This is a genomic window from Amycolatopsis rifamycinica, assembly GCF_000695625.1.
Classification (GTDB): domain Bacteria; phylum Actinomycetota; class Actinomycetes; order Mycobacteriales; family Pseudonocardiaceae; genus Amycolatopsis; species Amycolatopsis rifamycinica.
On the sequence record NZ_JMQI01000047.1, the window covers coordinates 276,021 to 288,765 of the forward strand.

Here is a 12,745-nt window from a genome sequence, read left to right on the forward strand (position 1 = left end):
TTCGGGGCCGCGGCGGGCAGGCGACCTCAAACCGTGAGCCGGCGGACCTCACCGAGCGGGCTCTCGCCGGGCTCCGGGAGCGAAGCCGCCGGGTGGTCGGCCGTCCACTGGGTGGCCGCCGCGATGTCCTTCTTCAGTGCCGTGATCAGGTCCTCCGCCGAGGCGTACTTCTGCTGCTCGCGCAGGTGGGCGCCCAGCCACACGACCAGCGTCTCGCCGTAGAGGTCGCCGGTGAAGTCCAGGACGTGGGCCTCCAGCAGGCGGTACCCGTCCGCGCCGTAGTACGTCGGGCGGCGGCCGACCGAGATCGCCGCCGGGAGCCTCGTTCCGTCCGGGCGGCCGATCCAGCCCGCCCACACCCCGTCGCCCAGGCTGCCGTCCTGGTCGCGCAGGGCGATGTTCGCCGTCGGAAAGCCCAGCTCGCGGCCGCGCTGGTCACCCGGTTCGACCGTGCCCCGCACCACGAAGTATTCCGGCATTCGTCCTCCCGAAGTCTCCCACCCACGTTAGCGGGCCGGCGAGCGGAGTTCAGGAAGTGGACACCAGCACCGTGTCCGCCAGCACCGGCGCGTCGTCCCGCTCGATCGCCGACGTCGTCACCAGGAGCCGGCCGTCCCCCGCGCGCCACACCCGGATCCGCAGGGTCTCGCCCGGGAACACCACGCCGGCGAACTTCGCCGCGAACGACGCCACCCGCGCCGGGTCGCCGTCCAGGAACTCGTTCACCAGTACCCGCGCGACGATCCCGTACGTGCACAGCCCGTGCAGGATCGGCCGCTCGAACCCGGCCGCCCGGGCGAACGCCGGGTCCGCGTGCAACGGGTTCCGGTCGCCGCACAGCCGGTACAGCAGCGCCTGCTGCGGCAGTGTCGGGACCTCCAAGACGGCGTCCGGCGCCCCCGAAGGCCACGAGAGGGTTTCCGAAGGCCCGCGCGAGCCGCCGAAGCCGCCCTCGCCGCGGGCGAAGATGCTCGACCGGGCCGTCCACAGTGGATCGCCGGCCGACGACGTGACGGCCACCTCCTGGACCACCACCGCCGCCTTGCCCTTGTCGTACACGTCGGCGATCCGCGACCGGGCCACCGCCTTGCCCTCGACCGGGATCGGCTTGTGCAGCCTGATCTCCTGCTTGCCGTGCAGCACCTTCGCCAGGTCGATCTCCACCCCCGGGAACGACAACGCCGGCGGGTCGAACACGCGCAGGTTGGCCGCGACCGTCGCGAACGTCGGCAGCACCACCAGGTCCTGCTCGTAGGTGTAGCGCAGCTCGTCCGGTCCGGCGCCCAAAGCCAGGTGGTACAGCAGCACGTCCGACGACGTCCAGGCGAAGCTCACCTCGCCGATCTCGGCACCGATGGCGACCTCGGGATCGATGGGCACGCGGGAACTCCTATTCGTAGCTGATCGAGACCGCGTCGGTGACCGGCAGCGACTGGCAGGCCAGCACGATGCCGTCCGCCATGTCCTCGGCGTCGAGGACCTCGTTGTGCAGCATCTTCACCTCACCCGAGACGACCCGGCACGCGCAAGCGCTGCACTGCCCCTCGCGGCACGAATAGGGCGCGTCCAGGTCCGCGTCCAGCAGCCGGTCGAGGAGCTTGCGCTGCCGCGGCCAGGTCAGCGTCCGCGTGTCGCCGTCGAGGGTCACCGTCAGGGCGGCGGGGGACGAGTCCGAAGCGGGCTCCTCCTCGGCGACGACGTCCTCGAACGGGTTCCCGGTCAGCGACGTGAACTTCTCGACGTGCACCCGCTCGCGCGGCACCCCGAGCTGTCCCAGCGCCTCGCGCACGGCCGCCATGAACGGCGCCGGCCCGCACAGGAACGCCTCGTGCGCGGTGTACGCCGAAGCCAGCCCGCGCAGCTGCGAGACGTCCGGCAGGCCCTGGACGCTCTCCAGCCAGTGGATGACGACCAGCCGGTCGCCGTACCGCTTGGCCAGCGACGCCAGCTCGCCCGCGAAGATCACCGACCGCTCGTCGCGGTTGGCGTAGACCAGCACGACCCGCCCCGAGCCCTGCTCCAAGGCCGTCTTCAGGATCGCCATCACCGGCGTGATGCCGCTGCCGCCGGCGAACAGCAGGAAGTCCTCGTCCAGCGACGCCGGGCTGAACACCCCGGCCGGCGCGAGCACGTCGACCTGCATCCCCGGCTTCAAGGACGAGCAGATCCAGCCCGACCCGTACCCGCCGTCGGTCCGCTTGACCGTCACCTGCACGCGGTGTTCGTGCGGCGCGCTCGAGAGCGAATAGCACCGGGCCACCGAACCGGTCCGGTCGCTGGGGATCTTCAAGGTCAGGAACTGCCCGGCCGCGTAGGAAAACGCCGCGGCGTGCTCGGGCGGGATCTCGAAGACCACCGACCGCGCGTCCGGCGTCTCGACGACGACGTCGGCGACGGTCAGCGTGTAGACCCGCTCAGCCATCGGCCACCGCCAGCGTGCCTTCGCGGACCGCGGCGGAAATGCTGTCGGCCAGTTCCGGGCACGTGTCGAGCAGCGCCGACGGGCCGTCGGAGCCCGCGAACACCGGGCAGGTGTCGGCGGGCCGGGACGTCCACTGGATGCTCGTGTGCTGGATGCTGTTCTTCTTCACCAGCACACACGTCCCGCAGCTGCGGCACTCGTGCGGCCGCAGCCCGCCCGACAGGAACTCGGTCTGCTCGGCGGTGGTCACACTTCCGCCTCGGTCTTCTGCCGCGCCAGGTTCTCGGCGACCTCCGCCGCCCACGCCTCGTTCGCCTTCGTGGTGTCCACTTCGAACTCGAACCGCTGCGTCATGTCCTCGGTGACGTCGGCGACGTCGACGTAGAACTGCTGGTACCACCGGCGAAGCTGGTAGACCGGACCGTCCTCTTCGCACAGCAGCGGGTTGTCGATCTGCGTCTTGTGCTTCCAGATCTCGACGTCCTGCAGGAAGCCGGCGCCGATCCCGCGGGCGAGCTTCGCGGCGATCTTGTCCGCGTGCTCGTCGGAGATCCCCGGCAGCTTCTTCACCTTCATCCCGTACTGCAGCACGAACGACGTCGGCGTCACGGGGTAGTGGCAGTTGATGAGCACGCTTTCGATTTCGTAGCCCTGGAACGAGTTCACCAGCTTGTTGATCATGTACGACGGCCCGAAGTACGACGCCTCCGACCGCAGCAGGTTGTCCTCGCCGCCGTAGTTCGAGGCCATGCCCATGTCCGGGCGGCCCTTGGTGTTGAGGTACTGCGTGGCGATGTGGCCTTCGAACACGTTCTTGAAGTACGTCGGGTAGGCATAGTGAATGTAGAAGAAGTGCGCCATGTCCACGACGTTGTCGATGATCTCCCGGCAGTTGGAGCCGTCGATGAAGATCCGGTCCCAGGTCCAGTTGCTCCACTCGGCGCTGCCGTCGGCCTCGATCCGCGGGATCGCCAGCTCCTCGGGCGGCGGGTTGCCCTCCGGGTCGTGCCACACGAGCAGCTGCCCGTTGCGCTCCTCCGTCGTCCACGCCCGCGTCCGCGCGCGCAGCGGGACCCGTTTGGCGTAGGGGATCGAGACGCACTTGCCCTTGCCGTTCCAGCGCCAGTCGTGGAACGGGCAGGCCACCTCGTCGCCCTTGACGCTGCCCTGGGTGAGGTCGCCGCCCATGTGCCGGCAGTAGCCGTCGAGCACGTGCAGCCGCCCGGCCGAGTCCGCCCACACCACCAGCTTCGTGCCGAACGCGGTGATCGCGTGCGGTTTCCCGTCGCGGAAGTGTTCCGCCAGGCCCAGGCAGTGCCAGCCGCGGGCGAACCGGGCCGGCGGCTCACCGGCGTAGATGGTGCGTACCGAATCCTGCGTCATCGCTGCCCTCCCGTGCTCGGTCGATCTTCGTGCGCCAGCCGCGTCGCCGCAAGGTAGCCGAACACCATGGCGGGACCGATGGTCGCGCCGGGCCCGGCGTACGTCCGGCCCATCACGGCGGCGCCGGCGTTGCCCGCGGCGAACAGCCCCGGCACCACCGAGCCGTCCTCGCGCAGCACCCGCGCGTGCTCGTCGGTGCGCAGCCCGCCCTTGGTGCCCAGGTCGCCCGGCACGACCTTCACCGCGTAGAACGGCGCTTTGTCGAGCGGGCCGAGGCTGGGGTTCGGTTTGTTGCGCGGGTCGCCGTAGTAGTGGTCGTACTTGCTGACGCCACGGTGGAAGTCCTCGTCGACACCCCGGCGGGCGAAGCCGTTGAAGCGCTCGACGGTCGCTTCCAGTGACTGAGCCGGGACCTCGATCTTCGCGGCCAGCCCGGCCAGCGTCGACGACTTCGCCGCGATCCCGGCCTTGAACCAGCGGCCGGGCAGCGGCTGGCGCGGCCCGATGCCGGTGAACATGTACCGGTCCTTGTAGCGCTGGTCGAACACCAGCCAGGTCGGGATGTGCTCGCCCGGCCCGTCCCCGGGCCCGTACATCGCGTGCACGGCTTCGACGTACGGCGCCGACTCGTTGACGAACCGTTCGCCCCGGGCGTCGACCATGATGCTGCGCGGCCGCGACCGCTCGGCGAGGGCGAACCACGGGCCGCCGGTGAGCGGCAGCGTCGGCCCCCACCAGGCGTCGTCCATCAGGTCGAGGGCCGCGCCCAGCTGGAGGCCCGCGGTGATGCCGTCGCCGGTGTTGGCCGCCGCCCCGACGGTCCAGTCGACGCCGATCGGCGCGCGCTGGTACTTCTCGCGCATCTCGAGGTTCCGTTCGAAGCCGCCGCTGGCGAGGATCACGCCGCGCCGGGCTTCGGCCACACCGTGCGAGGTGACGACGCCGGTGACGCGGTCGCCGTCGACCTGCAGGTCGACCAGGGGCGTGGTCAGCCGGACCTCGACGCCGGCCTCGGCCAGGCCCACCCGCAGGCCCGCCGCAAGCGCTTGCCCCATGCTCAGCAGCCGCTGCCCGCGGAGCTTGCCGACGAGCCACTGCCGGCCCAGCGACAGCAGCCGGACGGCCCCGCGCGGGTGCCTCGCGAGGAGGCTGAGCCAGCGGTAGTCGGCCTGGGTGATCGGCACGCCGAGCGGGGGAGCGCTGTAGGGCGGTTCGAGGTGGGCCAGCTCCTCGCCCAGCAGCTTGCCGTCGAGGGCGACCGGCTCGACCGACCGCCCGCCGGGGCGACCGCCGGGGGCTTCGGGGTGGTAGTCGCTGTAGTCGCGGACCCAGCGGAACTCCAGCGGCGTGTGGTCGCAGACGAACCGCAGCACTTCGGGGCCGTGCGCGAGGAAGGTGTCCCGCCGGACGGCCGGGACGGCGTCCCCGACGATCGAGGCCAGGTACTCGCGTGCCCGTTCGGGTGGTTCGTCGATCCCGGCGGCCCGCAGGGCGTGGTTGCCGGGGAGCCAGACCCCGCCGCCGGAGCGCGCGGTCGAGCCGCCGAAGCAGGCGGCCTTCTCCAGGACGACGACGCTCAGGCCGTGGTGGGCCGCGGCCAGCGCGGCGGTCATCCCGGCGGCGCCACTGCCGACCACGACGACGTCGAACTGCTCCGTCATGCCACCTCTCCTGCAACGTGTTCCAGGTAACGAGTATCCAGTTGGGAGCCGTGCTGGTCACCATAGACGAGAACGTGTTTCAGTTCTAGGGTAGCGACCATGGACGCACTCGTCGCGGACGTGGTCATCGTGGGGTTCGGGGCGGCCGGCGCCTGTGCCGCCCTCGAAGCGGCCGACGCGGGCGCCGACGTCATCATCGTCGAGCGCTTCGCCGGGGGAGGGGCCAGCGCGGTCAGCGGTGGCGTCGTCTACGCCGGCGGCGGCACCGGCCAGCAGCTGGACGCGGGCGTCGATGATTCCGTCGACGCGATGTACGCCTACCTCCGGCTGGAAACCGGGGACGTCGTCTCCGAGCGGACGCTGCGGCGGTTCTGCGAAGGCAGCCGCGAGATGCTCACCTGGCTGGAGGGCAACGGCGTGCCGTTCGAAGGCAGCCTCTGCCCGTACAAGACGTCGTACCCGAGCGACCGGCACTACCTCTACTACTCCGGCAGCGAGGCCGCCGGCGGGTTCCGCGACGCGGCGAAGCCCGCTCCGCGCGGTCACCGCGTCAAGGGCCCCGGGACCTCGGGGAAGATGCTGATGGCGCGGCTGCAGGCGGCCGTGCGCACCCGCGGCATCCGCGTGCTGACCCAGACCACCGCCCGCACCCTGATCCGCGACGACGCCGGCCGCGTCACCGGGCTCGTCGCCGACACCCTGAGCGACGCCTCCGCGTCGGTGCGGGCGCGGCACCAGCGCTTCGCGCAGTACGCGGCGAAGCCCGGGATCTACGTGCCGTCGCTGCGCAGGTCGCTGCACCGCCGGGTCGAGCGCTTCGAGCGGGCGCACGGCCGTGAGCTGCGGATTTCCGCTCGGCGCGGAGTCGTCCTCGCCGCCGGCGGGTTCATCGCCAACCGGGAGATGGTGCGGGAGCACGCCCCGGCCTACCGCGGCGGGCTCCCGCTCGGCACGTCCGCCGACGACGGTTCGGGGATCCGCCTCGGCGTCGAAGCCGGGGCCGCGACGGGCGAACTCGGCCGGATCTCCGCGTGGCGGTTCATCACGCCGCCGAGCGCGTTCCTCGGCGGGATCATCGTCGACGCCGCGGGCCGCCGGGTCATCGACGAGTCGCGGTACGGCGCCGCGGTCGGCGAGAAGCTCATCGAGGAGCACGGGAGCCGCGGCTGGCTGCTCGTCGACGCGCCGATCGTCGCCGAGGCGCGGCGGGACACGAAGGCGCAGAGCCAGTGGTTCCAGGGTCTGCAGCTGCGCTACCTGCTGCGGCGCGGCCGGGTGACCGGGGCGACGGTCGAGGAGGTGGCCCGCAAGGCCGGCGTCGACCCCCAGGGGCTGCGCGCGAGCGTCGAGGCCTACCACGGCGACCGCGACCCGGTGGGCAAGCCGGCCGAGTTCGCGCGGCGCCTGGACAACCCGCCGTACTCGCTCATCGACATCTCCGTGCGGCCCAACCTCGGGTACCCGACGCCGATGCTCACGCTCGGCGGGCTGGTCGTCGACGAGGACACCGGCGCGGTGCGGGACACGGCGGGAGGGCCGATCCCCGGGCTGTACGCCGCCGGCCGCACCGCCGTGGGAATCTGTTCCAGGTCCTACGTGAGCGGCCTGTCCCTGGCCGACTGCGTGTTTTCCGGCCGCAGAGCGGGGATCAACAGTGCCCTGGCGCAGGGCGTTCTCGACAAAAACGAGAACGTGTTCTAGTCTTCTCGGGAGTGGAAACGAGAGAGGAACTGCGCATGAGCGAGCAGGTGATCGCCGGGGTCCGGGACCTCCTGCCGGTCCTGCGGGAACGGGCTCAGGACACCGAGGACGCGCGCCGCGTCCCCGAGGAGTCCGTCAAGGCCCTGCAGGAGACCGGGTTCTTCAAGCTGCTGCAGCCGAAGCTCCACGGGGGTCTCGAGGCCGACCCGACCAGCTTCTACACCGCCGTCAAACTGATCGCGAGCGCGTGCGGGTCCACCGGCTGGGTCGCCTCCATCCTCGGCGTCCACCCGTGGCACGTGGCCCTGTTCGACGCGCAGGCGCAGCAGGAGGTCTGGGGCGAGGACCAGGACGTGCGGATCTCCTCGTCGTACGCGCCGATGGGCAAGGCCGAGGTCGTCGAAGGCGGCTACCGCCTGTCCGGCCGGTGGAGCTTCTCCTCCGGCTGCGACCACTGCACGTGGGTGCTGCTCGGGGGACCCGCGTTCGCCGACGGCAAGCCGGTCGACTTCTGCACCTACCTGCTGCCCATCTCGGACTACTCCATTGTGGACGTCTGGGACACCATCGGCCTGCGCGGCACCGGCTCGAACGACATCGTCGTCGAGGACGTCTTCGTGCCGCAGCACCGGGCGCTGAGCTTCATCGCGACGTCGAAGTGCAAGGTGCCGGGCCAGGCCGTCAACCCCGGCCCGCTGTACCGCCTCCCGTACGGTTCGGTGCACCCGACGACGATCACCGCGCCGATCATCGGCATGGCCCAGGGCGCCTACGACGCCCACGTCGAGCACCAGCGCAAGCGCGTGCGGGCCGCGTACGCCGGCGAGCAGTCCAAAGAGGACCCGTTCACCAAGGTGCGGATCGCCGAGGCGGCCAGTGAGATCGACGCCGCCTGGCTGCAGCTGACCCGCAACATCGAGGAGCTGTACGAACTCGCCAAGCGCGAGCAACGGCTGCCCGCGGACCTGCGGCTGCGCGTCCGGCGCGACCAGGTGCGCGGCACCGAGCGCGCGATCGCCGCCATCGACCGGCTCTTCGAGAACTCCGGCGGCCGGGCGATCCAGCGCGGCACGCCGATCCAGCGCTTCTGGCGCGACGCGCACGCGGGCCGCGTCCACGCGGCCAACGACGCCGAGCGCGCCTACGTCATGTACGGCACCGGCGCCTTCGGGCTCCCCGTCGAAAACGCGATGTACTGATGGCGGCTCCCGAAGGCAAGTACGTCCAGGCCGGTGCGCTGAACCTGCACTACCACGAAGCCGGCGCGGAACACGCCGAGACGGTGATCCTGCTGCACGGCGGCGGGCCCGGCGCGTCGGCGTGGAGCAACTTCGGCCGCAACCTGCCGGAGTTCGCCAAGCGCTACCGGACGATCGCGGTCGACCAGCCCGGCTTCGGGCGGTCGGACAAGCCGGCCGAGCACCCGCAGTACTTCCGGCACAGCGCGGACGCCGTCGCCGGGCTGATGGACGCGCTCGGCATCGAGCGCGCACACTTCGTCGGCAACTCCCTCGGTGGGGGCGCGGCGGTGCGGTTCGCGCTGAACCACGGGAAGCGCGCCGGGCGGCTGGTGCTGATGGGGCCGGGCGGGCTGAGCGTCAACCTGTTCGCGCCCGACCCGACCGAGGGCGTCAAGAACCTCGGGCGGTTCGCGGCCAAGCCGTCGCGCGAACGCATGGAAGCCTTCCTCCGCATCATGGTCCACGACCAGGCGCTCGTCACCGACGAGCTGATCGACGAACGCTTCGCCGCGGCGAACACGCCCGAGTCCCTGGCCGCCATGCGGGCGATGGGGATGTCGTTCGCGCAGCCGGGCACGTACGAAGAGGGCATGCTCTGGCGCGAAGCCCACCGCCTGCGCCAGCGGGTCCTGCTGATCTGGGGGCGCGAGGACCGCGTCAACCCCCTGGACGGCGCCTTGGTGGCGCTCAAGACGATTCCGCGCGCGCAGCTGCACGTGTTCGGCGGCTGCGGGCACTGGGCCCAGCTGGAGAAGTTCGACGAGTTCAACCGGCTGGCCCTCGACTTCCTCGGGAGTTCCTGATGGGCATCCGGTCACTGGGCTACCTCCGCATCGAAGCCACCGACATGGCCGCGTGGCGCGAGTACGGGCTCAAGGTGCTCGGCATGGTCGAAGGCAGCGGCACCAATCCGGATGCGCTGTACCTGCGCATGGACGACTTCCCGGCGCGGCTGGTCATCTCACCCGGTGACGCCGACCGCCTCGCCGTCACCGGCTGGGAGGTCGCCCACGCGGGAGAGCTGGCCGAGTTGCGGTCGCGTTTGGACAGCGCGTCGGTGCCCTACAAGGAGGGCACGCCGGACGAGCTGGCCGACCGCCGCGTCGACGAGCTGATCAGCTTCGACGACCCGTCCGGCAACACCCAGGAGGTGTTCCACGGCGTCGCGCTGCAGCACCGGCGCGTGGTGAGCCCGTACGGCCACAAGTTCGTCACCGGGGAGCAGGGGCTCGGCCACGTCGTGTTGTCCACCAAGGACGACGAGGCGTCGCTGCGGTTCTACCGGGACGTCCTCGGCTTCCGGTTGCGCGACTCGATGCGCCTGCCGCCGCAGCTGGTGGGCAGGCCCGCCGACGGGCCACCCGCGTGGCTGCGGTTCTTCGGCTGCAACCCGCGCCACCACAGCCTGGCTTTCCTGCCGATGCCGACGCCGTCCGGGATCGTGCACCTGATGGTCGAGGTGGAGAACACCGACGACGTCGGCCTGTGCCTCGACCGCGCGATCCGGCGGAAGGTGCCGATGTCGGCCACGCTCGGCCGGCACGTCAACGACCTGATGCTGTCGTTCTACATGAAGACGCCGGGCGGCTTCGACGTCGAGTTCGGCTGCGAAGGCCGCCAGGTCGACGACGACAACTGGATCGCGCGCGAGAGCACCGCGGTCTCGCTGTGGGGCCACGACTTCTCGGTCGGCGCGCGGCCTCCGGGCGCATGACCTCCGTCGCGGTCGACCAGACCGAGTTCCGCAGCGTGCTCGGGCACTTCTGCACGGGCGTCACGGTCGTCACCGGCCGCGACGGCGACACGCTCGCCGGGTTCGCCTGCCAGTCGTTCGCGGCGTTGTCGCTGGACCCGCCGCTGGTGCTGTTCTGCCCGGCGCGCACCTCGCGCACCTGGCCGGTGCTGGCCGCGGCGGGCCGGTTCGCGGTCAACGTGCTGGCCGAGGACCAGCAGGAGGTCAGCGCGGTGTTCGGCGCCCGCGGCGAGGACAAGTTCGCCCGGTTCGCCTGGACGCCGGCGCCGTCCGGCGCGCCCCTGCTCGACGGCGCGCTGACCTGGATCGACTGTGCCCTGGAAGCGGTGCACGAAGCGGGGGACCACTACGTCGTGATCGGCCGGGTGACGGCGCTGGGCGCGCCTTCGGAGGCCCGCCCGCTGCTGTTCCACCGCGGCCGGTACGCGGTCACCGAGCCGGCCCGGGACGCGCTCGCGGCCCTGATGCCCTGGCCCCGCCCCGACGACTGGCTGTGACCGGCGGTCGCACGACCGGGTGGTTGTGCAGGGATTCACAGGTGGGCCGCATCCCATTGACGAGAAAAAGCCGAGCCCCGGCGCGCACACTGTTACCGAGAAGAAATCTTCCCGGGAGGAGTGAGTCGCGCATGCGTGGGCCCAGCGGACGGATCGCCCGGTTCGGGCGGCGGGTGCACCCCGGCCGCAACCCGCTGGCCCGGGCGGGCGACCGCGTCGAGGCCTTCCTGCTGCTCCTGGCCATCGCCGGCGCGGTGCTGGCCCTCCCGTTCGCGGCGGCGTTCGGCTCCGAGACGTACGCGGCGCAGAACGCCCGCGCGGCGCAGGAGCGCGCCACCCACCACCCGGCAACGGCGGTCACCCTCGCGGCGGCGTCCGGCCAGCCCTTCAGCACCGACGGCGCCGGCGCCCCGGCCGCCCAGACGACGGTCCGGGCGGCCTGGTTCGACGCGCGCGGCGCCCGCCACACCGGCGACGTCCTCGCCGACCCGGCCACCCCGGCGGGCGCCCGCGTCCCGATCTGGCTGGACCCCCGCGGCGAGCTGACGGGCGAGCCCCTGACGGCCTCGACCTCGGCGGCGGACGGAGTGTTCGCGGCGATCCTCCTGTGGTCGGCGATCACCGGAGCGTTGGCGGCCCTGTACGCGACCGCCCGGTTCATCCTGATCCGCTGCCACGCGGCGGCCTGGGACCGCGCGTGGTCGCAAGCCCGCCACGACAGCCGGTTCTGACTTCGTACGCCACCACGGCGCCGGCCGGCTTCCCGGGCCGGAATCACTTCCAGCGGAAGTGCACGAACACCCGGCCGAAGTTGTCCTTGTCCTTCTCGACCCGGTGGTAAAGCGCCTTGACGTCCTTGCGCTCGAGGAACCGCAGCACGTGCTTCTTCAGCTGACCCGAGCCCTTGCCGGGGATGATCTCGACGAGGGGGGCCTTCTTGGCGACGGCCTCGTCGATGATCGCGCGCAGCGCCCGGTCGATCTCGCCACCGCGGTTGTAGACGTCGTGCAGGTCCAGCTTCAGCTTCACAGCGCCTGCCACCAGCCGTTGACCGCCGGGGGCTCGGTGGCGTCGATGCGCTCGCCCGGGCGGGGGATGGCCAGGGGCAGGTCCGCCTCCTTCGCCTCGGTCCACACGCGGTCGGCCGGCTCGCCCCACGGGTGCATCGCCAGCTGGAACGTCGCCCAGTGGACCGGGACCAGCAGCTTCGCGCGGACGTCGAGGCCCGCCGCCACGCCTTCCTCCGGGGTCATGTGGATGTCGGGCCACAGCGGGGCGTACGCGCCCACCTGGATCAACGCCACGTCGAACGGGCCGTGCTCCGCGCCGATCGCCGCGAAACCGGCGAAGTAGCCCGTGTCGCCGCTGTAGAACACCCGGTGGGACGGCCCCAGCAGGGCCCACGACGTCCACAGCGTGCCGTCATTCGTGAGGCCGCGGCCGGAGAAGTGCTGGGCCGGCGTCGCGACGAAGCGGACGCCCGCCACCGTGGCCTCTTCGTGCCAGTCGAGCTCGATGATCCGGGCGGCCGGGACGTGCCAGCGTTCCAGGTGGGCGCCCACCCCGAGCGGCACGAGGAAGGGCGCCTCGGTGGAGGCGACCAGCTCGCGGACCGTGGCCAGGTCGAGGTGGTCGTAGTGGTCGTGCGAGATCACCACGGCGTCGATCCGGCCGAGCCCGGACAGCGGCACCGGCGGCTCGTGCAGCCGCCGCGGGCCGGCGAACGCCGCCGGGGACACCCGGTCGCTCCACACCGGGTCGAGCAGCACGCGGGCGCCGTCGAGTTCGACCAGCGTGGACGCGTGGCCGTACCAGGTCAGGTGCAGGCCGTCGGCCGCCTCGACCGGCGCCGAGGCGACCAGCGGCACCGCGCCGGCCGGTTTGCGCAGCTCACGGTGCTCGCCGAAGAACATCTCGCGGAAGATGGTCCGCATCGACGCCGCGGTCATCGGCTGCCGCGGCGCCGCGTTGCGGAACACCTTGCCGTCGAACTGCGGCGAGGAGCGGACCCGCTCGGCCCGGGCGCCGGTGGCCTTCGCGCCGAACGCCGCCGGCAGGTCCCGCAGGGCCGTGATCTTCTTCCTCAT

At 71.8% G+C, this 12,745-nt stretch carries 14 protein-coding genes; 6 read left to right on the top strand and 8 right to left on the bottom strand.

Translation table 11 applies throughout. The features are described 5' to 3' along the window. Positions 1 to 26: 26 nt before the first annotated feature. From DV20_RS22930 to kstD, 6 genes are read right to left on the bottom strand one after another with little or no spacing between them, the layout of a single operon-like run. On the bottom strand, positions 27 to 479 hold the full coding sequence (locus DV20_RS22930; RefSeq protein WP_043783532.1) for a riboflavin kinase: 453 nt from the start codon (positions 477 to 479) through the stop codon (positions 27 to 29). 49 nt (positions 480 to 528) lie between these two features. Continuing rightward, on the bottom strand, positions 529 to 1,380 hold the full coding sequence (locus DV20_RS22935) for a MaoC/PaaZ C-terminal domain-containing protein (RefSeq protein WP_043783534.1): 852 nt from the start codon (positions 1,378 to 1,380) through the stop codon (positions 529 to 531). 10 nt (positions 1,381 to 1,390) lie between these two features. After that, positions 1,391 to 2,422 (bottom strand): ferredoxin--NADP reductase, encoded by a 1,032-nt coding sequence (locus DV20_RS22940; RefSeq protein ID WP_043783536.1) that lies wholly within the window; start codon positions 2,420 to 2,422, stop codon positions 1,391 to 1,393. Next, positions 2,415 to 2,672, bottom strand: a complete 258-nt coding sequence (locus DV20_RS22945) for a hypothetical protein (RefSeq protein ID WP_043783538.1) — start codon at positions 2,670 to 2,672, stop codon at positions 2,415 to 2,417. The genes DV20_RS22940 and DV20_RS22945 overlap by 8 nt, the downstream gene beginning before the upstream one ends. Then, complete coding sequence (locus DV20_RS22950) at positions 2,669 to 3,805, bottom strand: Rieske 2Fe-2S domain-containing protein (RefSeq protein ID WP_043783539.1); 1,137 nt, start codon at positions 3,803 to 3,805, stop codon at positions 2,669 to 2,671. Before DV20_RS22950 ends, DV20_RS22945 begins: the two co-directional genes overlap by 4 nt. Next, positions 3,802 to 5,466: a 3-oxosteroid 1-dehydrogenase gene (kstD, locus tag DV20_RS22955; RefSeq protein ID WP_043783541.1), complete on the bottom strand. Its 1,665-nt coding sequence runs from the start codon at positions 5,464 to 5,466 to the stop codon at positions 3,802 to 3,804. Before kstD ends, DV20_RS22950 begins: the two co-directional genes overlap by 4 nt. Before the next feature lie 99 nt (positions 5,467 to 5,565). On the opposite strand from kstD, the gene DV20_RS22960 reads away from it, so the two are divergent. From DV20_RS22960 to DV20_RS22985, 6 genes are all read left to right on the top strand, one after another. Beyond that, the gene (locus DV20_RS22960) at positions 5,566 to 7,167 is read left to right on the top strand and encodes an FAD-binding protein (RefSeq protein ID WP_043783542.1); all 1,602 of its coding nucleotides are present in this window, start codon (positions 5,566 to 5,568) and stop codon (positions 7,165 to 7,167) included. A gap of 35 nt (positions 7,168 to 7,202) precedes the next feature. Beyond that, the gene (gene hsaA / locus DV20_RS22965) at positions 7,203 to 8,366 is read left to right on the top strand and encodes a 3-hydroxy-9,10-secoandrosta-1,3,5(10)-triene-9,17-dione monooxygenase oxygenase subunit (protein WP_043783544.1); all 1,164 of its coding nucleotides are present in this window, start codon (positions 7,203 to 7,205) and stop codon (positions 8,364 to 8,366) included. Beyond that, a complete protein-coding gene (hsaD, locus tag DV20_RS22970) occupies positions 8,366 to 9,211 on the top strand; it encodes a 4,5:9,10-diseco-3-hydroxy-5,9,17-trioxoandrosta-1(10),2-diene-4-oate hydrolase (RefSeq protein WP_043783546.1) in 846 nt (281 codons plus the stop codon). Before hsaA ends, hsaD begins: the two co-directional genes overlap by 1 nt. After that, complete coding sequence (gene hsaC, locus DV20_RS22975; RefSeq protein WP_043783547.1) at positions 9,211 to 10,122, top strand: iron-dependent extradiol dioxygenase HsaC; 912 nt, start codon at positions 9,211 to 9,213, stop codon at positions 10,120 to 10,122. The genes hsaD and hsaC overlap by 1 nt, the downstream gene beginning before the upstream one ends. Next, a complete protein-coding gene (gene hsaB, locus DV20_RS22980; RefSeq protein ID WP_043783549.1) occupies positions 10,119 to 10,658 on the top strand; it encodes a 3-hydroxy-9,10-secoandrosta-1,3,5(10)-triene-9,17-dione monooxygenase reductase subunit in 540 nt (179 codons plus the stop codon). Before hsaC ends, hsaB begins: the two co-directional genes overlap by 4 nt. Positions 10,659 to 10,789: 131 nt before the next feature. Next, positions 10,790 to 11,389: an Rv1733c family protein gene (locus DV20_RS22985; protein ID WP_043783551.1), complete on the top strand. Its 600-nt coding sequence runs from the start codon at positions 10,790 to 10,792 to the stop codon at positions 11,387 to 11,389. Between the two features lie 43 nt (positions 11,390 to 11,432). Here DV20_RS22985 and DV20_RS22990 read toward each other — a convergent pair whose 3' ends face one another. Both DV20_RS22990 and DV20_RS22995 read right to left on the bottom strand, forming a co-directional pair. Beyond that, a complete protein-coding gene (locus DV20_RS22990; protein ID WP_013224398.1) occupies positions 11,433 to 11,687 on the bottom strand; it encodes a Smr/MutS family protein in 255 nt (84 codons plus the stop codon). Next, the gene (locus DV20_RS22995; protein ID WP_043783553.1) at positions 11,684 to 12,745 is read right to left on the bottom strand and encodes an MBL fold metallo-hydrolase; all 1,062 of its coding nucleotides are present in this window, start codon (positions 12,743 to 12,745) and stop codon (positions 11,684 to 11,686) included. Before DV20_RS22995 ends, DV20_RS22990 begins: the two co-directional genes overlap by 4 nt.